This window comes from Candidatus Limnocylindrales bacterium, from assembly GCA_035626395.1.
In the GTDB taxonomy this organism is placed as follows: domain Bacteria; phylum Desulfobacterota; class Binatia; order UBA1149; family CAITLU01; genus DASPNH01.
Window position 1 is genome coordinate 248,897 of record DASPNR010000030.1, and the last position, 20,470, is coordinate 269,366.

Sequence of the window (20,470 nt, forward strand, 5' to 3'; positions counted from 1 at the left end):
ACTCGGAACGAGGTTCAGCGCAGCTGGCAGGCCACCGTCTTCTCGACGAGCACCGTGCCGTCGGCCATGGTTACCTGCGCGGTCACCATCGGCGGGCTGCCCTGCAGGAACGTGGCAGAGATGGCGCTGGCTCCTTCGGCGATGTCGCCGCCGTCGCTGTCGAAGTCGAACTCGACCTGATCGCCGATGGCCGACTGCAGTCCCGAGATCGCCTCGTTGGCACCCGATACGATGCGCGCACGGTAGGAGCCGGCGGCAAAGCCGCTGCCGTCGACCGAGGCGCGCGAGCGGTCGGAACGCTTCTCGCACGAGACGCGCAGGGCCTCGAGTCCGGTGCCCGGAGGAAACGCGTCGGCGCACGCGTCGACGCTGCAGATGCCAGGGCCGATGTCGACGCCGCCTTGCGCCGCGCACTCGCCGGGCGTGCGGTCTTCGCAGTCGATGCCGGAGTCGTCGGGCAGGCAGCAGCGCGTGTCGGGGTCGCTCGAGGGCGTGCCGGCGCACGGGTTTTCCAGACAGCTCGCCGCCTCGACGACCACGCCGCCTTCGGCCGCGCACTCTTCGACGGTGCGATCCTCGCAATCGGGGCCGCTGTCATCGGGAACGCAGCAGACGATGTCGCCGCCGGCCGGTGGCGGCGTGCCGGCACACGGGCTCGGGAGGCAGGTGGTCGCGGTCGTCACCACGCCGCCCTCGGCGGCGCACTCTGCCTCCGTGCGATCCTCGCACTCGGGCCCGTCATCGTCGGGAACGCAGCAGATGATCTCGCCGGCGTCGCTGGAGCCGCTGCCGCCGGCCGGCACGCTGACGGCCAGGACGTCGGAGCCCTCGGCGCTGCGCACCAGCAGCATCGCTCCGCGCGGATCGAAGCCGAGGAAGTTGTCCTTGCTCGAGCGCGGCCGGCTGCGGAAGCGGATGCGGCCGTTGCCCTTGTCGTCGGTCAGGACGTCGGCCACGCGCACGTCGCCGACGATGAGCTCGTAGGCCGACAGTGGCGCCAGCCCGGCGACGCGGACTTCGAGGCGCCCGTCGTCGGCACCGCGGATGCGCAGCTTGATGCGGCCGGCCGCATCGCCGTCGGACGGTGTGGAGGCGAGCTGCAGGTCGAGCTTGCTGCTGCCGGTGCTGGCGGCGACCGGCCCCGCTGCGCCGATCGAGACGAAGGCTGCGGCGGCGAGCGCGCCGAGGCTGCGAAGAAAATGCTGATTCATGAGTCCCCTCTCCCCTTGGGCCGCACGTGGCGGCGTTGTGATGCGTCTGCCCGAGCAAGCGGCGTGCCGCGCGCGCCCCCGCGGAAACGCTGCAGAACCGCATGGCATTGCGAGCTGGAAGGCGCGGGCGGCGGGGCAGGTCGCGCGCGCGGGGCAGGTGACCCGGCCGCGGCGGCGCGGCGAGTCGCGGGCGCGAGCGTCGTCGCCCCGGCTCTCTAGCGTCGCAATCGGAAGATCAGGCCGAGCACGATGAAGATGATGCGAATCGTGTCGACCCAGGGCCGGTAGTAGCTGATGCGCGTGTCGGCCGGAGGGTAGTAGACGCGCACCGGCACGCAGCGAACGGGCATGCCGGCGTTGACCGCCCGAATCAGCACCTCGGTCTCGAAGCCGTAGTGGCTGGCGTAGGCACCGAGCGCGCGCGTGGCCGCCACCGGATAGACACGGAAGCCCGACTGCGTATCGTCGAAGGCGGCGCCGCTGGCGATCTCGACCCAGCGATTGGCGAAGCGATTGCCGAACAGCTTCATCGGCGAGATGTCGTGCTCGTCGCGGCGGCGCTCGCCGAGCACCAGCGCGAGCGGATCCTCCTGCGACGCGCGCAGCATGGCGGGGATCTCCTCGCTCAGATGCTGGCCGTCGCCGTCGATGGCGATGACGTGGGTGAATCCGTTGCGGTGCGCCCACGAAAGACCAATGCTGAGCGCTGCGCCCTTGCCGCGCCGCCGCTCATGTCGCAGCACGTCCGCGCCCGCCGCGCGCGCAGCCTCGCCGGTGCCGTCGGTGCTGCCGTCGTCGATGACCAGCACCGCTGCCACGTGCTGTCGCGCGCCTTCGACCACCGACGCGATCGTGGCCGCGCAATCGAGCGCCGGCACGATCGCGGCGATGCGCGTCGTCGACGTGTGACGGCCACTTGGAGCACCGCCCTCGGCGTGGTACTCAGCGCCTCCGATGATTCCCTCCGAAACGCTTCCGCCCGAGCTTCGCGTCGACGGTTTGTGGTGGCGCAAGTTCGCCTGGCTCGGCTCGGTGTACGGGCCCGAATGGTGGAAGCGCTATTCGCCGCCCGTCATTGCCGCCATCATCTTTTCGGTCGTCGGCCGCAATCGCCGAGGGTGCATCGCCAACATGCGTCGCGTGGTCGGCGACCGCGTGCCGGGCGCGGCGGCGCTGGCGGCGCTGCGCACGTTCGTCGAGTTCGCCAACTGCATGACCGAGACGCTCGAGTACTTCGGTCCCAAACCGCATCCGGTACAGGTCGATCTTCCCGAAGCCGACCTCGTCGAAAAGCTGATCGCCGATGGCCGAGGCCTGGTCGTCGTGACGGGGCACTTCGGCAACTGGGATCTGGCGGCCAAGCGTCTTCTCAGCTACGGGCGGCCGGTGCACGTCGTCATGGCACGCGAGGCCAACGCGAGCATGCATCGCTACCAGCAGCAGCTTCGCGAGTCGGCGTCGATCCGTATCGTGTTCTCGGACACCTCGCTGTTCTCGACGCTCAACCTCGTGCACGCGCTGCGCGCCAACGAGGTGGTGGCGATGCAGCTCGACCGCACGCCACCGCAGGCGCGCACCGTCGACGTGCCGTTCTTCGGGGCTCCGGCGCATTTCGCCGCCGGTCCCTTTCACCTTGCGCGCGTCGCGCGCTCGCCGCTGATCACCGCCTTTGCCGTGCGCATGGGCGTGCGGCACTACGAGATCCGTCTCGGCAGCGCCTACGACGTGCCGCAGTGGGCGCGCGGCAAGCGGCTGGCGTCGGTGGCGGCGCAGGCGGTGGCGGATTTCGAGGCCATCGTGCGCGAGTTCCCGGTTTCAGTTCTCGGATTTCTGGGAAGGGCAGGAGCTCACTCCAGCGCCGCCGCGATCGCTGCGCGCGCCTGATCGGCCAGACGATCTCGCTGGTCGTACGCGAGCCCGCTAGTCGGGATCGCATCCAGCACGATCAGTTCCATGTTGCCGGGCACGATGGACAGATAGCCTCCGGCCGGCATGATGTCGCGACCGCCGCGGCACGCGATGGGCACGATCGGCAGGCCGAGCTCCATGGCGGTGACGAACGCGCCCTTCTTGAACGGCTTCAGATTGCCCGTGCGGCTGCGCGTCCCCTCCGGAAAGAACACGAGGCTGTGATCGCCCGCCCGCAACCGCCTCAGCCGCTCCACCGACTTGCCCGTATCTTCGCGATCGATGGGAACCATTCCCATGGTGCGCATCACCAGGCCGAGCACCGGCTCGCGAAAGAGCTCTTTCTTGGCGGTGAAGCGCGTATAGCCGGGGATGAAGCCGAGGATCGCCGCGATGTCGAAATGACTCTGGTGATTGGCGACGAAAACCACCGGCCCTCGCGGCAGCCGCTCGAGGCCGCGCACGGTGACGTGCACGCCGAGCACTCGGGCGAGGTTGCGCGCCTGCGCCTTGGCAAAGCGCCAGGTCAGGCGCTCGTCGCGGACGACCAGGTGCAGGAACACGGCAATCGACCCCATCGTGAAGAGCATCGATCGGAACAGCAGCCTGTTCAGGAACAGCCGTGCGCGCGAGCTGCCGGGAATGGCCGGATCGACTGCGGGCTGCGCGGTGAGTCGAGCAGCCGTCTCTTCAGGGGAGGCATCAGGCATGTCGAAGCTGGCTGAAATCCGGAAAACGCGGCGCCGAGTCAAGGCACACGCGCCTGCGACGGCTGGCGTCTTCCTCCGCGCTCGCTCCTCGCCGCTTTCCGGGCGGGGCTCGCACGTACGCAGCGGAAGGCGGCGATTGGTGCGCCTGCATTGACTCGCGCGCGAACGCCTTCGATATTAGCTGACCGTGCGCCTTCTCCTGATCTCCCCGACCCATTACGATCGTCGCGGCCAGCTGCACAAGACCACGCGCTACTGGACCAGCGGCACCACGCTGCCCTACCTCAAGGCACTGACGCCGCCGGGGTGGAGCGTGGAGATGGTCGATGAGCTGTTCTACGACGTGCCGACCGATGGCCGGTACGACGTGGTCGGCATCACCGCGATGGGGCCGCAGATCGCCCGTGCCTACGACCTTGCCGACCACTTCCGCGAGCGCGGCGCCAAGGTGGTTCTTGGCGGGACGTGGGTGACGCTGGCCGCGCAGGAGTCGCTCGAGCACGCCGACGCCGTCGTCTCCGGGGAGGCCGAGCAGCTGTGGCCCGAAATTCTCGCCGACCTGGCGGGCGGACGCAGCCGCGGAATCTATCGATCCGAAGGCTGGTTCGACCTTGGCGACATGCCCGAGTTCGACCATCGCGAGCTTCCGCTGCTGAAGTGGGACGCCTTCCAGAAGAGCTGGCTGTATCGCCAGTACTTCCACTGGCCCATCACGTTCTCGCGCGGTTGTCCGCACCCGTGCGAGTACTGCGCCGTGCAGACCTACTACAGGCGCAGCTTCCGCACCCGGCCCGTCGAGGCCGTCATCCACGAGCTGAAGCGCATGAAGTCGCTCGGCGCCGACCGCATCCTGTTCCTCGACGACAATCCCGTCGCGCATCCGGAGAAGGCCAAGGAGCTGTTCCGGGCCATGATCCCGCTTCGCATGAAGTGGGCCAGCCAGAGCACCATCAACATCGCACGCGACGAGGAGCTGCTCGACCTGGCTGCGCGCAGCGGCTGTGTCAGCCTCTCGATCGGCCTGGAGAGCATCAACGAGTCGAGCCTCGCCAGCATCTCCAAGGACTTCAACAAACCTACGCGCTTCGATGAGGACCTGGCCAGGATCCGCCGCAAGGGAATTCAGGTCATCGCGCTGCTGATGATCGGGCTCGACGGCGACACCGTCGACACGTTCCGGCACTCGCTCGAGTTCCTCAACCGCAATCGCGTCTCGTTCCTCAAGCTGTTCACGCCATGTCCGTATCCGGGCACCAAGTACTACGACGACATGATGGAGCAGGAACGCATCCTCGATTTCGACTGGCGCAACTACGACTACGGCAGCGCCATCGTCAAGCCGGCCAACATGACGCCGCAGCAGATGCTCGACGGCTTCAACTACGTGTACCGCGGGTTCTACTCGATCCCTTCGATCATGCGGCGCCTGGTGCCGCCGCGCGGGCGGCGCGGCATGGAGACGGCCGCGTACATGGTCGCCAACCTGAAGGTCAACCGGTTCCTGTCGGCGAACGCCGATGCCTGGGGAACCATCTCCTGACCGGCGCCGGACTCAGAACCAGCTGCGCGGCACCGGCAGGATCTCACGCATGCGCATGTAGAGGCGCAGCCCGATACCGACCAGACGGTGGTTGTCGAAGCCGCGCACGCGCGTCGGATCCAGCGTGATCTGCGCCAGGCCGCGCTTGTGGTTCTCCTCCGCCGTCATCTTCTCGTACTCGCGGCCGCCGACCCTGCCGAGGTAGTGCATCGCCAGCCAGCTGTTGAGGCCGCCTTCGACCGGCGCGTCCTCGATGTCGATCGTGCCGTCGACGATGACCGCGCGGTACGGCGGCACCTCGTCCTGGATCGCCAGGCACGCGCGGCCCTGACGGCGCAGCGCTTTGACCTTGTCGGACTGTCTCGAGGTCAGCATGCGAAAGCGTCCGTCCTGGTACCGGTACCAGATCGGCGCCTGCGACGGAGACCCGTCGCGCTTGGTGTAGGAGAGCATCGCGATTCGCGGCTCGGACACGAATCGCTCCAGCGCGTTCTTCTCGAACGCCGGCTGCGGCGGCATCGGCTGAAAGGGCAGGTCGGTAAGCTTCATCGGGTCCTCCGTTGCATTCCATAGCGAGCGGAGAACGCACGCACGACCTCGGCTGCGCCACCCGGCGGGCGGACTCCGTTGCCGATACGGTGGCGGTGATGCTGGAGGTCGCGGCCGGCACGGTTGGCGATGCGGGCGGCGGCGTGCGCAAGCCGCGCGGCGTCGTGACGTGAGGCGTCTCAGGCCGCGACGGCTTCTCGGGACGAGACCAGCTCGGGCCGCGTAAGGTAGGCCGGCACCTCGCGAAGAACGCTGGCGTGGGAGAGCAGCCCGATGTGCCCGCAGCCGTCGATCACGCGCATGCGCGGCCAGATCTTCGGATCGTTCTTCGGAGTGGCGATGAGCGCATCGTGGCTGGCGAAGATGGATAACTCCTGGTGCGGTCCGTTCTGCGGCAGATAAGGCGAGCCTAATGTGACGAGTCTGCGGATGAGACCGCCGTGCTCGCTTTGAGCCACGTAGCGGCCGATGAGGCCGCCGAGACTGTGGCCGACGACGTCGACGCGGCTGGAGCCGGCGGCGGCGCACACCTGACGAATGGTGTCCACCAGTTGAGGCGCAAGCCGCGCGAAGTCGAGGCGCGGAAGGTACGAGAACGTGGCCCAGTTGCGAATGCCGCGCCCGTGCAGCGACTGCTGCAACGGGACGAAATTGCTGGGGTCGCCGAAGAGCCCGTGCACCAGGACCACCGGCGTCCTGCTGGGCGAGGCGGCGTCGATGTGCATCGACGGCATCACCATCCGCCGCGGAAGATTGCCCACGACTCTGGCGAGAGCGCCGATTTCGGAGCTGACCAGGCGAAGCAGGCTGGACGTCGAAGATGTCTCGTTCTCGGCCACAGGTTCATCCTCTGAACCTGTAGATGCATCGTCGGTGCCAACCGTTGCGCGCCCGCGGTGTGCGGGCGCGCAGAGCGGGCTGATCAGCTGCCGATCAGCGTCTCGAGCGTCGGGAGCTGCTGGTCCCAGCCGACGGTTTCGAAGTAGCCGGACTCCATCGCATGCGCGAACGCGTCGTGGATCTCGTGTGTCGGCGAGGGGATGGGCGTTCCCTCGAACTCCTCGCCCGGGCATGGCGGCGAAGTCACGAGCGGGCGCGGCAGCGCCTCGACGATCTCGGCGGCATCCAGGCGCGGCGCCTGCGTGAAGTCGAGGAGGTCGGTGCCGATGTTGGCGGCGGCCGCGTCGCGCCTGGTCAGCGGCGTCAGGCCAAAGCGCCACTCGATGAACTTCAGGATCGAGGTGTGCTCGTAGAAGCGCGCGGGCGCCTTGACGAACGTCGCCTTGCCGGCGGGGTTCTTCGGGGACTTCAGCCCCAGCACCGTCGTTGCCAGCATGCCCTTGCGCGAGTATGGCGAGATCACCGTGCATGGAACGCGGAAGCCGAGTTGGCCGAAGTCGTTGGCGCCGGCGGGGTCGTTGTCGGTGGCACGATCGTCGGGCATGCGCGGTGGGCGGACGTGGTCGAAAAAGCCGCCCCATTCGTCGTAGTTGATGAACATCGCGCTGCGCGGCCACAGCGGCGATTCGATGATCGCCTTGACCGTGTTGTGCGCGAATGCCTGACCCGCACGCGTATCGCCGAATGGATGTTCATCGGTGCGAAGGCCGGTGGTGAAGCCGGGATCGATGAAAGCCACGTGCGGCAGCGTGCCGGCTGCGGCGTCGGCAAAGAACGCCTCGATGTGTCGAAGCCCTTTGGCCAGGCGCGGCCCCCACAGAAGTGCGGCGGGAAGATCGACGAAATAGTAGGCCCACGAAATGCCGGCCGCTTCGAGCTTGTCCCAGATCGTCGGCCACGTGAATCCGCTGGTGTAGCCGACCTCGGGCGGCAGCGCGTTGTTCTTGATGCCGCCGGACTGGGCCGAATGCATGTACTCGCGATTCGGGAACGTCGGCCCCAGCACCGAACAGAAGTAGTTGTCGCACATCGTGAACTGGCGGGCGAGCTTGGCATAGAACTCGACGTCGCTCTCGAGGTAGTAGCCGATCGCGAACTTGTCGGTGTTGCCGCCCGTCAGAAAGCTCTCGTTGCGGAGCTGCAGGCGCCCTCCGTCCCAGCCGTGCGACGGATCGACGAAGCCGCATCCGCGGTAGTCCGGCGCCAGGTGATGCGTTCCCATCGTCACGCCGTTGAGCGGCTGCGACGGGTCGTCATAGATGCCGGTGTATGTCTGCTGGCTGGTTCCGGTCAGCCAGCCCATGTGATGGTCGAAGGAGCGGTTCTCCATCATCAAGACGAAGATGTGGTCGACCGGGGCGTTGGACGGCGAGGGCAGGCCGATGTCGAGCGGCAGCGTCTGCGCGTCGGCCCATCGTGGCCAGCCCATGGCGGCAGCGCCTCCGGCGAGGGCAAGCTGCTGGAGAAAGCGGCGGCGGGTCAGAGTACGACTCGGCGTTACGACCAGAGGTGCGCGGCGGCTCATGAAAAATCTCCTGCGTCCGCGCACACGACCGTTCGTGTCGCGGGAAAAGAAATTTCCCCCCGAGCCGCCCTGCCGACCACAAAACCACGGCTCCGGCGGGTTAGCCATGCGGTTAACGACAATTTCGTAAGGAACGATCTTGCTGCCTGGGCAGATGGCACATTAGGGTCGAAGCATGCTGAGATTTGCCCTTCGCTGCGCCGTCGTGGCGGCGGGCGCTCTCTGCGTGCCGCTCCTCTCGCTCGATCCTTCCAGCGCGCATGCCGGGACGCCTACTGCCGGAAAGCTCACCGTCGTCGTCGTCGTCGTCGACAGTTTGATGCCCGAGGAGCTCGGGCAGGTCTCGCCGGCAACGCCCGCTCTGACCGCGTTTCGCGATGCGGGAACCAGCTTCGCCGAATCGCGCGCGGTCTTTTCGGGCGAGACGATTCCCAACCACGTCTCGATGATGACGGGCGTCTACCCGGACCGCAGCGGCATTCCGACGAATTCGTACTGGAACCGCACCGGGACTCCCGAGGAGCGCGACCTCTCGCTTCCCTCGGAGTTGGAAGCGTCGACGCTGTTCACGCGCATCCACTCGGCCTGTCCGGAGCTTCGCACCGCAGCGGCGCTGTCGAAGAACTACCTGTACGAAGTCTTCAGCGAGTGCGGCTACTCGGGCACCGACTGCGGCGGCAACGATGCGCCGCACGTCAGCTTCGATCCTTCGCAGGACCCGAGCTACATCGAGCCGTCCGGCCACACGCCCGATCCGACCACGATGCGCGAAGCGCTCGAATACCTGCCCGGCGCGGACTTTCTCTTCATCAATCTCGGCGACGTCGACCGTTCCGGACACATCGACACCAGCGGCCCCTATGGACCGCCGAATGCGCGCTACGCGGCGCTGGCCGACACCGACACGCAGTTCGCCGAGCTGATCCAGGCGTTGCAGGATGCAGGACGCTGGGAGCGCACGGTCATGCTCGTGGTCAGCGATCACGGCATGGACTGGTCGACGCCCTTCGACTTCGTCAATCTCTCGCCCGATCTGCCCGAAGGCCTGTTCGCCATTCAGGCCGGCGGCACCGGCAGCATCTACCTGGTCGATGCGACCGATCCGCTGCGCGATCAGAAGCTCGCCGACGCTCGTGCCCTGGCGCTTGCGCACGAAGGCGTGGCCGCCGCCTGGTATCGCGAGCCCAATCCGCTCGATCCCGGCGCCGATACCGTGCTTCCCGATCATCTGGCGGCGCGGCACGCGAACTTCGGCGACCTGATCGTCATGGCCGCCGACGGCTGGCGCATCAGCGAGCCCAGCTCGTCGTCGAACCCGCTGCCCGGCAACCACGGTCACAAGACGACGCTGCACAACACGTTCATCGTGGGCGGCGGGGTGCCTTTCGTGATCGCGCAGACCGTAGGCGACCCCGACGGCAACGCCGATCATTTCCTGCGTGCAGCGGAGCAGTCCGAGAACATCGACGTTGCGGCCACCGTCGGCTGGTTGCTCGGCCTCGACGTCGGAGACATGGACGGCCGGCCGCTGACGGAGTCGTTCACGCTCGCGGCGCCGCCCAGCGACTGCGGCGTGCTCATCGACACCGACGGCGACGGCGTCGCCGACTACGAGGATCCGTGTCCGCTTCAGGCGGGCGCAACCGATTGTGTGTGTCCGCCGGCCGCCGGCGTCGATTGCGCTTCGTCAGCCGTTGCGAAGATCTCGATGCGCGATGGCGACCGGAAGTCGCTGAAGTTCACGTGGGGTCGCGGCGAGGCAAGTACGACTGCCGACTTCGGTGATCCGACCGCCAGCGACTCCTTGGCGCTGTGCCTCTACGACGAGACGGGTCGGAAGCTCTCGGTCCTTCGCATGCCCGAAGGCAGCGACTGGAGCGCCACCGGCAGCGGCGCTTGGAAGTACAAGGATGCCGAGGCGGCGCCCGACGGCGTGACCTCCGCGCTCCTGAAGCCCGGCGACGACGGCAAGGCCAAGGTCGTCGTCAAGGCCGGCGGAGACGATGTGACCCTGCCCGACCTGCCGCCGTCGCTGCCGTTGCAGGCGCAGGTGCACTCGGAAACCGGGCAATGCTGGGAAGCGACATTCGATTCGGCGGATGTCCGGCGCAGCGAAGAGGACCGGTTCGACGCGGCGAAGTGATGCGGCGGGCTCCGCGACCACGGAGCTTCCGCTGGTTCGCCCCATGTTCCGCCTGGCCCCATTGCCCATCGCTCGAGCGGGGTGAATGAAAGACTGATCGACACGTCACGCACGCATGACACCACCGCTCGAGGAGTAGTACCCATGCTTCCAACAGAGTCCCCATGTCGTGCGGCGTCGATCGCCGTCGCCGCTGCCTCGCTGATCGCTCTCGCATCGCTGCCGGCTGCGGCACAGCACGTGGGCGTCGAGGGAGGCGCCGCAGTGCAAATGGATGAGGAACGCATCCGAACCGGCGCGGGCGTGAATGCCGGTCCGGCCGGTGCGGGCGCAGGCGTCCACGTCGAAGGCGACGAGCATGGCGCTGGCGCGCAAGTCGGTGCAGGCCCGGCCGGCGCAGGCGCAGGCGTACACGTTCGCGGCGAGGAACATGGTGCCGGTGCGCATGTCGGCGCAGGACCCGCTGGCGCGAACGCCGGCGTCGAGGTCGGCGGCGACGAGCACCGGGCACGCATCGGAGTCGGCGCAGGACCGGGCGGCGCCGGCGTCAACGTGGGCGTGGAAGACCACGACCCGCACGACTGATCGCAGCGAGAGAACGGCGCGCGGCGCGGCCGCTTCCGTTCGGGATGCGCACAGAAAACGACCGTTTCAGGAAGGCGCACGTGCCATGTCTGCCGCGCGTGATGGCGCGGCCGGCACGCTGCCTCACTCCTCGAAGCAGTACAGCCGCAGCGACGCTATGTGGCACGAGACGACGCCATGGCTGGTCCACGTGGCGGATCCGACGGGGAAGTCGTTCTTCCCTTGCCGGCCGCTCCAGGTCACGGTGCCGTTGGTCCAGTCGACGCAGTTGGAGCCGGCGATCTTGACGCCGAAGCCGTCGGTGCCGGTCCAGACGTCGGGCGTCCGCACGATGCCGCTCTCGTCGAGCTCGATGTTGGCGTCGATCGAGCCGTCGGTCAGGTCGGCCTTGTTGTTGGCGACGACGACCCGGCCGTTGACCAGCCGGTACTCCGCGTCGGGGATACGGTCCTTCGCATCGACCGTGCTGGTGGAGAGCCACGCGCGCCAGGTGCCGCCGAGATTGGCTGCGTTCGCACGCGCCTGACAGAACGCGTCGCCGCCGGCCAGACCGCCGATGTTTCCGTTGGTGGTCGTGCTGGTGACGAACACGCGCTTGTACGGCAGCTGCTCGAAGCAGTAGAGACGCTGCCCTAGGTTGCACGCGCTCGATCCGGCCGTGGTCCACGTCGCGGTGTTCCCGTTGTTGCCCACCGTCCCACTGCTTCCGAAGGACGCGGACGTCCAGTCCTGACAGGTGGCGGCCGCCGCCGTCCCATCGGCGTTCGTTCCCGTCCATACGTTCGAGCCGGCATTGGTGCCGGTGAACTGATTGCGCGTGATGTTGGCGGTGATGTTGCCGTCGAAAAGGTCGGCGCCCGAGCTGACTGCGACGGTCGTGTCATCAACCAGCCGGTACTCGATGCCCGCGATCCGTTCGCGCGCGGTCTTGGCCGAGGTCGAAAGCCACGCCCGATACGTGCCGCCGAGGCCGCCGCCGCTGGCCTGCGCCTGGCAGAAGCCGTCGGCGCCGGTGAGACCGCCAAGAGCGCCGGTGGTGGTGCCGAGCGTGATGAACGTGCGCGCGCGACGGCAACCGGCCGTGTTGAAGCTGCAGTCGCCGTTGCAGGCAAGGCTGCCGCCGAAGTAGCCGAGCGACAGGCACGATCTGCCGCCGAGATCGGCGCCGTCGCACTCTTCGCCTGGATCAATGGAGTCGCCGTTGCAGGTATCGACTACGGTCTCGCTGCAGAAGTTCTCCGTATCGAGAGTGAATCCTATCGTTTCGGGCCCGCTGCAGCGGCTGCATTCGTCGTTCGCCGGCGAGCATCCGTAGCTCAGGCCCATGTAGTAGTCTCCGTCGCCCTGACAGGCCGAAGTCGCCATCAGGAACGCATCGTGGCGGCAGCGGTACCGATCGAAGGTCTCCGAGGTCTCGTGCACGCAGCCGTCGGACTCGAGCTCCTCCAGGATGAAGCCCGTCGGGTGAACCAGCGAGGTCACGTGCAGCTTGAAAGGCGCGTCCGTCAGCGTCGTGATCTCGACGTTCAGGTGCACCCGGTCGTTCTCGTCGATGCTCGTCAGCTGCTTGGTGATGGCGGCGCGCAGATTGGGCAACAGCTCGGTCGCCACGCATGAGCCGCCACCGTCGCACGTATCGCCGACGCTGCAGGGATCGCCGTCGTTGCAGGGAGCGGTGTTGAAAGGGTAGTTGCAGCCACCGAAGGAGCACTGGTCGTCCGTGCAGACGTCGCCGTCCGAGCAGACGGTGAAGCCGCCGTCGATACAGGTGCCGGTGCCATCGCAGTAGTCGGGATTGCGATAGCTCCCGCTCTGACACTGCGGGTTCTCGCAGATGGTTCCGAGAGGGTAGAGCCCGCACGCGCCGGCACCGTCGCACAGGCCGGAGGTGCCGCACGTCGCTACATCGGCTGCGGCGCACTCGTCGGCGGGATCGATGTCTGCACTGACCGGCAGGCAGGTTCCGTCGGCGCCGCCGGTCTCCGCTCCCACGCATGACCGGCAGGTGCCGTCACAGGTCTCGTCGCAGCAGACGGCGTCGGCACAGAAACCGCTGCGACAATCGAGGCTTTGCGAGCAGCTGGCACCGGCCTGAAATTTCAGCGTTGCGGCACAGCTGTCGTTGTCGGCGCCGTCATCGAAGAGATCGCAGTCGATGCCGGCACCATCGCCGCCGAGATCGTCGACGTCATTGACGCTCTGGCAGAAACGGCAAGCAGCGCGCTCCTCGAGACACTGCGCCAGCGCTGCGCCGGTCTGTCCATTGCAGCTGCCGCCGGCCACGGCTGCGGCCGTCACGCCGTCGGCATCGCACCGATCGATGGCGCCGGCGAGCTTATTCTCGCCCTTGGCGATCTTCCCATCGGAATCGGCAGCAACCGAGCCTTCGGTTCGCGGGTCGGCAACGCACCTGGCAATCTCGCCGGCTGAGGCTGCGCCGCCCTTCAGGACCTCCTTCTTGCAGCTGCGAAAGATCGACCAGCGCGTGCCGGTGAGCTTACCCAGCGCCTTGGCGATTTCCTTCTGACACTTGCATCCGTCTTCGCTGGTCTCGCAGGAGATCGCGGCGGCATCCAGGTCGCTGCCGAAGAGGTCCGCGAACAGTCGCAGTGCGCCCAGCCGGCCGCCGTCGGCAACCGCCGCGGCCCCGCCGAACACAAAATCGGGAACGCTGGCCGCGCATACGTCGGTGACGTGCTGCTCGATCTTGTCGGCCGTTTTGCCGATTGCCCCGGTGCTGTCGGCGCTGAGGCAGGCTTGCGCGCTGCCGCCAAGGGTGTCGCTGCCGGCACCGTCCAGACACTTGAGGGCGGCTTGGTGCTGCTGCCCGGCGATCTTCGAGGCGTCGGCGTTCAAGAGGTTGATGCACTTTCGCTGGGCAGGGGACTGCGTCTGGGCCGACGAGGTCGATGCGAAACAAAGTGCGGCGAGAACGGTGATGGTACCGATGAAGCCATGCGTCGTCATGGCAATCCTCGCCCGAGGCAGGCGCGGCGTCGGTTGCCCCGCGCGCGGCGTCGTCCAGGCTATAGCGGCTTCTCGCACTCGGCCGCAAGCCCCTTGCACGTCGTTGGCGATGGCTCTAGCCACCTTTGCCTGGCAGACGGCCAGCGCAGGCTTGGAGTTTGAGCTATGCCGGCGCAGGCCGCGCCGGCTTGGAGTGTGAGCTATGCCGGCGCAGGCCGCGCCGGATTGGAGTGTGAGCTATGCCGGCGCAGGCCGCGCAGGCCGCTCAAGCAACCGCTGCATGCGCTCCGAGGGCGTCGCGCAATTCCGGTGAGACGTGCAGTGCCGGATCGGCGGCAGCGGCGTGCGGCTCCGCCTGCGAGGCCGTCTCGGCAAAAGGCCCCATCTTTCGCCTCCGCAATTCCGCGGTGAGCAGGCGGCGCACCAGGTCGTTGCGCGTCCACACCAGCAGCACCATGCCGAAGTACCCGTAGGGAAGCTTGGCGCTCTCTTCCCAGTGACGCAGTTGCTGGTAGGGCCGCGCCGCATACGCGTGATGATCGGCGTGACGCGAAAGGCCCACCAGAGTGTAGAGCGTGAATCTCGAGTCGGTGTCCCAGGAGTCCATCGGTCGCACCTTGCGCGAGCTGCGACGCAGGCCCCAGTGCTCGAAGTAATTGACGGCCTCCAGCGCCGCGATGCCGTGAAACGCCTGACCCAGATGCACGAGGAATGCGGCCGGGCCGAACAGCGCCAGGATCGCCGCCGCCAGCGCCCACTCGGCAGCCAGTCCCTGAAGCACGCGATGGCGCAGCCAGAATGCGACGCCGCTGTGGTTGGCGAGTCGCTTGTTCTCGATCTGCCAGGCGCTGGCCAGCTGCGCCGGCACCGTGCGATGGAAGAATTGATGGAAGGTCTCGCCGAAGCGCGCGGTGGCCGGGTCGGCATCGGTGCCGACGCGGGCATGATGGCCGCGTACGTGCTCGGTGCAGAAGTGCTCGTACATCGTCGTCACCATCAGCACGCGTCCGAGCAGCTGCAGGAACGGCGACGCGCGGTGGATGAGCTCATGGCCGACGACGATGGCCGAGTAGCCCGAGTTGACTCCCACCAGCAGCATGGCCACGGCCGCGTCCATGCTGAAGAGGCCGGCCTGGGAGATCATGCGCGCCAGCAGGACGATGTTGACGACCTGCAGCGCCACCAGCACGTAGAGAATCGCGTCGAACGGCCACACCGGCAGATTCGGGTCCGGCTGGCGCGTCTCGGCGCGGCTGTTCATGTCGATGATGACGGAGGCCAGAAGGGGCAGGAGGAAGGCGGGAGCCAGCCACCACGGGTGCGGACCGGTGCTGACGAAGGCCAGCGTGGTCACCGGCAGCACGAAGCACAGGAGATGGGCGGCCCAGGTGCGAAACGGCGAAGAGTGGGTCATGGTCGTGGCGGCGGCTTCCATGGTGTTTCCTCTGTCTCTCCGAGCTCGCATACGAGCCCGTATGTGAAATGAGGGTTCACATACGAATCCGTATGTGTCAATGCGCGTAATGGGCGGCAGGACAAAAACCTCGAAAAAACGCGGAGTCGGGCCGGCCGAGCGGGCCGGTGCCGGACGCGCCTCGGATGGAGGGGTGCCGTTGGCTGCGCGCGAGGAGGCCAAGCGCGAGACCCGCGAGGCGCTGCTGCGGGCCGCTTTCGCCGAGTTCGTGGAGCACGGCTTCGACGTCCCCAGCCTGGATGCCATCTGCGCCCGCGCCGGCTACACGCGCGGCGCCTTCTACGTCCACTTCCGCGACCGCGACGAGCTGATCGTGGCGGTCATGGAGTCCGTGCTCGGAACGTTTCTCGATGCCGTCATCGGCGCGGGAGAAGGTGGCGACGATCTGGAGCAGACCGTGCTGCGGTTTGCCGGGGCCATCGTCGGTGGCAATCCCCTGACCGGCGCCAGTGGCTCGATGCGCACGCACCATCTTCTCGACGTCTGCGCGCGCTCCCCGGTGATCCGCGCGCGATTCCTGGAGATGCTCGAGGAGGCGCAGCGGCGCCTGGCCGAGGCCGCTGCGAGCGGCCAGTCGGCAGGCACGGTGCGAGGCGACGTCAGCGCGGTCGCCATCGGCTCGATGCTGATCGCGCTGGCGATGGGCGTCATCCAGCTCTTCGAGCTGGGCGTGCCGGTGCCGGTGGTCGAGCTGCAGGCGGCGGTGCTGCGCATGCTGACCGCGTCGGCCCGTTGAGAGGACCATGGCAGAGCAGAAGCAGCAGGAACCGAAGAGCCTCGATGAGCTGTGCGATCGCATCGGCGAGGCCGACGCCGAGCCCGATGGCGATGAAGAACGCATAACCTTTCGCGCCGTGATCGACGTGGTGGGGCGCCGCTCGTTCGGGCCGCTTCTGCTGGTGTCGGGTCTTGGCGCATCGGCGCCGGTCATCGGCGACATTCCCGGCGTGCCGACGGCCACCGGGATCATGGTCGTCGTCATCGCCGCGCAGCTGCTGCTGGGGCGTCAATGCTTCTGGCTTCCCGAGTGGATGCTGAAGCGCTCGGTGACGCGCGAGAAGCTGTGCAAGGCGCTCGAATGGATGCGCCCGGTCGCTCGCTTCATCGACAGGCTCACACGGCCGCGGCTGCAGATGCTGACCCACGGGCCCGTCATCTACGTCATCGCGACGGTGTGCGTCGCCATTGCATTTGCGATGCCGGCGATGGAGCTGGTCCCCTTCAGCGCTCAGCTCGCGGGCGCCGCGCTGACGCTGTTCGGCGTCTCGATGATCGCGCACGACGGGCTGGTCGCGCTCTTCGCATTCGCGTTCACCGTGAGCACGTTTGCCGTGGTCGGCTACGGCCTGCTGACGTGAACGCGTGCAGCGCGGCAAAACGCGAAGACCATTGACCGGCCGTCTGCTGCAGACCTCTTCCTTCGCGGAGCGGCTTCCTCTTCAGGTCCGCGTCACGGTCTTACGGCTTCTCCGATGGAAGCGCCGTGCGCGCGGCGTTCAAGGCTGCGCCAGGGTGTAGACGTGCGTCCCGGCCTTGACCGGCACGCGCGCACCCAGGCCGCCGACGATGGCTCCGTCCTCCAGGCATAGCGGCACGCCATCCTCGTAGATCCCGGTGCCGGCCGGGAATGCGCCGTAGAGATCGACGGTGGTATCGCCGTCGGAGTCGGTCGCCAGGACGAGGTCCGATGCCGGGTCGAGCGCCGCGCGCGCAACATCGATCTGGACGGAGCGCAGGTTGGTCAACGTCACCTGCAGCTTGTTCTGGCTCGGAATCGCGGCCGGCGCCGACCAGCTTCGCGAGTATTCCTGGTAGGCGAGCGGCCCCGTGTTGCCGCCGGTCAGCGTGCCGGGCGCGCTGCTCTGCGGCGAGACGGCGGGGTCGGCCAGGCCGAAGCCGAAGCTGAATGCGTCGATCGTTCCCTTGGCCGATTTGCTGCCGCTGGTCGTCGGCTCGCCTTCCGCATCGCGCAGCGTCAGGCGCGAGACCCAGTAGGCGTGATCGTGCACGAGCGTCAGGTCGGCCCGGTCGGTCTCGGGCACGTAGCTGAACGTGACGTGCGCCGGGTTTTCGTCGATCAGCGCATCTCCCAGGAACGAGGCCGCCAGCGGATAGGCGTCATTGACGAAGAGCGTCAGGTGCTCGCCCGTGACGAACTCCTGATAGATGTAGCGATAGCCGAGACCGTCCAGGCTCTGCGCCTCGCCGGAAGGATCGACGCCGCCGATATTCTGCTGGCGGGTGCTGGCCACCGGCACCAGCTCGTCGGTCTGCATCGCCATGTTGTAGAACGGGACGTTGCGCACGTTCTCGAGCCAGTGATTGGTCAGGGTCGAGTAGTCGTCGCCCTTGTCGGAGCTGATGCTGGCGCCGCCGGTTCCGTCCCAGATGCCGGCGGCCGGTGGGCCGACGATGCTCAGGGCCTTGCCGAACAGGTCCGGATACAGTGATGCAAGACGATAGGTGGCGTAGCCGCCCATCGAGTAGCCGGTCATCGCAGTGCGCGTGGCATCGACGTTGTAGTTGCGCAGGACGTCGTTCCACACCTCGAAGTGATCGTACTCGTTGCGCCCGACGTAGAAGCCGTCGGTGGCGCGCGAATTGGGCGTGACCACCAGGCTGCCGCGCACCTCCCCGAGCTGCTGAACGTAGTCGGTGCCGTTGTACTGCCAGTGGAACTGCGCCAGCGAGTGGTTCGCCCAGGTCAGTGGAACAGGAACGGAGGGCGAGTCGTTGCTCGGCACGTAGATGCTGTACGCCTGCAGCGGTCCGTAGAAATACACGCTGTCGTTGGCCGGGACGCTCGGGCCGGCGTTGCTGCGGCCTTCGGCGGGCGTGGTCACCAGGCGGCTGCCGAAGAGGCGCACGAGCGTGCCGCTGGCCGGGACGGTGCTCGAGCTCACCAGCGCCGACAGCTGGTCGAAGTTGACGGCACGTCCGTACTTGGCGAGCGACGGCGTGGTGCCGTTGACGCCGCGCAGATCGATTGCCTGCACCATGTCGCAGGGGCCGTCGAGGAAATGACAGATCTCGCCGGTTCTCCCTGCCTGCCCATTGGCGATGGCGAAGTGGTTGTTCAGGTCGAAGATCGCGCACGGGTTGGGCGCCGCCGTTCCCGCGCCGCCGGGCGTGGTGGCGGTGGCGCCGGAGCCGGGACGGATCCAGCCGTTGCTGGCGTTGCGCAGGCCCGTCATCACCACGTACTTCCAGGTCGTGCCCGTCGGGTTGTGCACCGAGCGCGGGATGAAAGTCGTCAGCTGATTGGCTTCCAGGTCCGCCGTCACGGCCAGCGGCGTGGTGGCGGCGACCGTTCCGTTGCTGTTGTAGCGCACGTGCTCGCCCGAGGTGCCGAAGAGATAGATCACCTCGTCGGTGCCCGCGACGCTGGCCCCGGGGTTGCGAGACAGCGTCGAGCTCCCCGTGTTGGCGCCGTCGCTGTTCCACGCGATGGCCACCATCGTCGTATCGTCGGCGAGCAGGGTGTTGAGCGTGACGCGATAGGCGACGTCCTCGGCGCCGGGGACGATGCGAAGCTCGACGAGGTCGGCCGCGTTGCTGCCGTAGCGCGCCGCGTCGGTCGGGTAGTCGATGTCGCCGGAGTTCGGCACCGCGGAATCCGGCGTCCCCGTTCCGGTCGAGGGACTGGTGATGAAGCTGGTGGTGTAGGGGCTGCCGCTCGTTTCGGCGCCCCAGTCATCGTGCACGTAGTCCTGGTAGATGTACTCGCCCGCCACGTACGCCTCGTGTCCTGCGACCATCAGAGGCGCGGCCTGGAAGCGCGGATGACGATTCTGCAGCTGCGGCAGGTCCGGCGCGTCCTCATAAAGAACGGCCGGGCCTGGCGGCGGGCCCTCCTGGAGCACGAAGCCAGGCTCGCTGACGCTCGTGCACGTGGGCGTCTCCGCTTCGAACGTCGCCACCACGTTCCTCGCCGCGTCCATCGTCACTTCGCAGGCACCGCTGCCGGTGCATGCATCGCTCCAGCCGGTGAAGGTGAAACCGTCGCCGGGCGTGGCGGCAAGGGCCACGACGGTATCCTGCGCGTAGTCCTCGATGCAGTCGGCACCGCAGTCGATGCCGGCAGGGTCGGAGGTGACGGTGCCGCTGCCCAGACGCGTCACGCTCAAACGGTGAAAGGGGATCGGCGCAAAGTTGGCCGTCGCGCTCTTGCTGCCGTCCATCACCAGAACGCATTCACCGTCGCCGGCGCAGTCGCCTTCCCATCCGGCGAACATGTAGCCGTCGCCGGGCTCGGCGGTCAGCGTGACTTCGCTCTGTGCATCGTAGCTCTCGCTGCAGTCGGCGCCGCAATCGATGCCGGCCGGCGAGGAGACGACGCTGCCGTCGCCGACCACGCTGGCGCTGAGCGTATACATCGGCACCGGGCAGCCCTCGCCGCTGGCATGCTGCACCGACCACTGCTCGGCGTCGTCGGCCTTGACGGTTCCGCCGGCGTCGCCGCCGAAGGCGACGCAATAGCTGGCGCCGCCGTTGACGGTGAGGGTGAAACCACCGCTGTCGCCGGGGTCAGGCGGAACGACGTCGATGTCGCCGCCGGCACCGCTCATGCCGAACTTGATCTGGAAGACGCCGCTCGGCGAGCGCGAGATGCTGGCCTTTCGCACCGCGCCGTCACCGGCGAACTTGAAGCCGTTGCCGGAGGCCTTCCATCCCGAGGCCGGAAGCTCGAAGACCTGGTTGCTGCTCTTTGCCCCGGCGGCGATGACTTCCAGCGTCGCGCCGCTGGTGGTCGGATCACCGGCGAGCGTGTCGGGAGATGCCATCTCCCTGGCCAAGCCGCGGATCGTGGCGCGCGCCGGCTCGCCGGCCGGAACCCGGATCTGAAGCTTGCGACCCAGGACGGTCTGAACCGGCTCCCCTGGCGGATAGGCTTGCGACGTGGCCGAGAAGAGCAGGACGGCTACGGCGGCGAGGCCGGCCCGGCGTACCAGATTCAT

The 20,470-nt window shown here is 67.6% G+C and carries 16 protein-coding genes; 6 read left to right on the forward strand and 10 right to left on the reverse strand.

Annotated features, from left to right (window positions below):
- Positions 1-14 precede the first annotated feature (14 nt).
- Positions 15-1,211, reverse strand: coding sequence for a hypothetical protein (locus VEC57_10540; GenBank protein ID HYB99555.1), 1,197 nt, complete (start codon positions 1,209-1,211; stop codon positions 15-17).
- A gap of 215 nt (positions 1,212-1,426) precedes the next feature.
- Positions 1,427-2,089, reverse strand: a complete 663-nt coding sequence (locus VEC57_10545; protein HYB99556.1) for a glycosyltransferase family 2 protein — start codon at positions 2,087-2,089, stop codon at positions 1,427-1,429.
- A 76-nt stretch (positions 2,090-2,165) separates the two neighbouring features.
- On the opposite strand from VEC57_10545, the gene VEC57_10550 reads away from it, so the two are divergent.
- Positions 2,166-3,095 carry a lysophospholipid acyltransferase family protein gene (locus VEC57_10550; protein HYB99557.1) on the forward strand — a complete coding sequence of 310 codons (930 nt, stop codon included), beginning with the start codon at positions 2,166-2,168 and terminating at the stop codon, positions 3,093-3,095.
- On the opposite strand, the gene VEC57_10555 is transcribed toward VEC57_10550, so the two are convergent.
- On the reverse strand, positions 3,059-3,829 hold the full coding sequence (locus VEC57_10555) for a lysophospholipid acyltransferase family protein (protein ID HYB99558.1): 771 nt from the start codon (positions 3,827-3,829) through the stop codon (positions 3,059-3,061). The genes VEC57_10550 and VEC57_10555 overlap by 37 nt on opposite strands.
- Positions 3,830-4,016: 187 nt before the next feature.
- Between VEC57_10555 and VEC57_10560 the strand changes: the two genes are divergently transcribed.
- Positions 4,017-5,369, forward strand: coding sequence for a radical SAM protein (locus VEC57_10560; protein ID HYB99559.1), 1,353 nt, complete (start codon positions 4,017-4,019; stop codon positions 5,367-5,369).
- Between the two features lie 12 nt (positions 5,370-5,381).
- Here VEC57_10560 and VEC57_10565 read toward each other — a convergent pair whose 3' ends face one another.
- On the reverse strand, positions 5,382-5,918 hold the full coding sequence (locus VEC57_10565; GenBank protein ID HYB99560.1) for a pyridoxamine 5'-phosphate oxidase family protein: 537 nt from the start codon (positions 5,916-5,918) through the stop codon (positions 5,382-5,384).
- Positions 5,919-5,929: 11 nt separating this feature from the next.
- Between VEC57_10565 and VEC57_10570 the strand changes: the two genes are divergently transcribed.
- Positions 5,930-6,091, forward strand: a complete 162-nt coding sequence (locus tag VEC57_10570) for a hypothetical protein (protein HYB99561.1) — start codon at positions 5,930-5,932, stop codon at positions 6,089-6,091.
- Positions 6,092-6,097: 6 nt separating this feature from the next.
- On the opposite strand, the gene VEC57_10575 is transcribed toward VEC57_10570, so the two are convergent.
- Complete coding sequence (locus tag VEC57_10575) at positions 6,098-6,757, reverse strand: alpha/beta fold hydrolase (protein HYB99562.1); 660 nt, start codon at positions 6,755-6,757, stop codon at positions 6,098-6,100.
- A gap of 83 nt (positions 6,758-6,840) precedes the next feature.
- Positions 6,841-8,451, reverse strand: a complete 1,611-nt coding sequence (locus VEC57_10580; protein HYB99563.1) for an alkaline phosphatase family protein — start codon at positions 8,449-8,451, stop codon at positions 6,841-6,843.
- A 67-nt stretch (positions 8,452-8,518) separates the two neighbouring features.
- Here VEC57_10580 and VEC57_10585 point away from each other — a divergent pair, with 67 nt between their 5' ends.
- On the forward strand, positions 8,519-10,486 hold the full coding sequence (locus tag VEC57_10585; GenBank protein HYB99564.1) for an alkaline phosphatase family protein: 1,968 nt from the start codon (positions 8,519-8,521) through the stop codon (positions 10,484-10,486).
- A gap of 105 nt (positions 10,487-10,591) precedes the next feature.
- On the opposite strand, the gene VEC57_10590 is transcribed toward VEC57_10585, so the two are convergent.
- The 3 genes from VEC57_10590 to VEC57_10600 form a co-directional block, all read right to left on the reverse strand.
- Positions 10,592-11,056, reverse strand: a complete 465-nt coding sequence (locus VEC57_10590; protein ID HYB99565.1) for a hypothetical protein — start codon at positions 11,054-11,056, stop codon at positions 10,592-10,594.
- A gap of 138 nt (positions 11,057-11,194) precedes the next feature.
- On the reverse strand, positions 11,195-14,038 hold the full coding sequence (locus tag VEC57_10595) for a DUF1554 domain-containing protein (protein ID HYB99566.1): 2,844 nt from the start codon (positions 14,036-14,038) through the stop codon (positions 11,195-11,197).
- Positions 14,039-14,303: 265 nt separating this feature from the next.
- Positions 14,304-15,473: a fatty acid desaturase gene (locus tag VEC57_10600; GenBank protein ID HYB99567.1), complete on the reverse strand. Its 1,170-nt coding sequence runs from the start codon at positions 15,471-15,473 to the stop codon at positions 14,304-14,306.
- A 178-nt stretch (positions 15,474-15,651) separates the two neighbouring features.
- Between VEC57_10600 and VEC57_10605 the strand changes: the two genes are divergently transcribed.
- Together VEC57_10605 and VEC57_10610 are read left to right on the forward strand one after the other, a co-directional pair.
- Positions 15,652-16,248 carry a TetR/AcrR family transcriptional regulator gene (locus VEC57_10605; GenBank protein HYB99568.1) on the forward strand — a complete coding sequence of 199 codons (597 nt, stop codon included), beginning with the start codon at positions 15,652-15,654 and terminating at the stop codon, positions 16,246-16,248.
- 7 nt (positions 16,249-16,255) lie between these two features.
- Complete coding sequence (locus tag VEC57_10610; protein HYB99569.1) at positions 16,256-16,870, forward strand: exopolysaccharide biosynthesis protein; 615 nt, start codon at positions 16,256-16,258, stop codon at positions 16,868-16,870.
- A 138-nt stretch (positions 16,871-17,008) separates the two neighbouring features.
- Here the strand turns inward: VEC57_10610 and VEC57_10615 are convergent, their stop codons facing one another.
- Complete coding sequence (locus VEC57_10615; protein HYB99570.1) at positions 17,009-20,470, reverse strand: alpha/beta hydrolase-fold protein; 3,462 nt, start codon at positions 20,468-20,470, stop codon at positions 17,009-17,011.

Coding starts and splice junctions, on each gene's coding strand:
- VEC57_10580 (HYB99563.1), bottom strand. CDS start 8,451: ATGGCTAACCCGCCGGAGCCGTGGTTTTGTGGTCGGCAGGGCGGCTCG.
- VEC57_10615 (HYB99570.1), bottom strand. CDS start 20,470: ATGAATCTGGTACGCCGGGCCGGCCTCGCCGCCGTAGCCGTCCTGCTC.
- VEC57_10550 (HYB99557.1), top strand. CDS start 2,166: ATGATTCCCTCCGAAACGCTTCCGCCCGAGCTTCGCGTCGACGGTTTG.
- VEC57_10585 (HYB99564.1), top strand. CDS start 8,519: ATGCTGAGATTTGCCCTTCGCTGCGCCGTCGTGGCGGCGGGCGCTCTC.
- VEC57_10600 (HYB99567.1), bottom strand. CDS start 15,473: ATGGAAGCCGCCGCCACGACCATGACCCACTCTTCGCCGTTTCGCACC.
- VEC57_10595 (HYB99566.1), bottom strand. CDS start 14,038: ATGACGACGCATGGCTTCATCGGTACCATCACCGTTCTCGCCGCACTT.
- VEC57_10610 (HYB99569.1), top strand. CDS start 16,256: ATGGCAGAGCAGAAGCAGCAGGAACCGAAGAGCCTCGATGAGCTGTGC.
- VEC57_10540 (HYB99555.1), bottom strand. CDS start 1,211: ATGAATCAGCATTTTCTTCGCAGCCTCGGCGCGCTCGCCGCCGCAGCC.
- VEC57_10555 (HYB99558.1), bottom strand. CDS start 3,829: ATGCCTGATGCCTCCCCTGAAGAGACGGCTGCTCGACTCACCGCGCAG.
- VEC57_10565 (HYB99560.1), bottom strand. CDS start 5,918: ATGAAGCTTACCGACCTGCCCTTTCAGCCGATGCCGCCGCAGCCGGCG.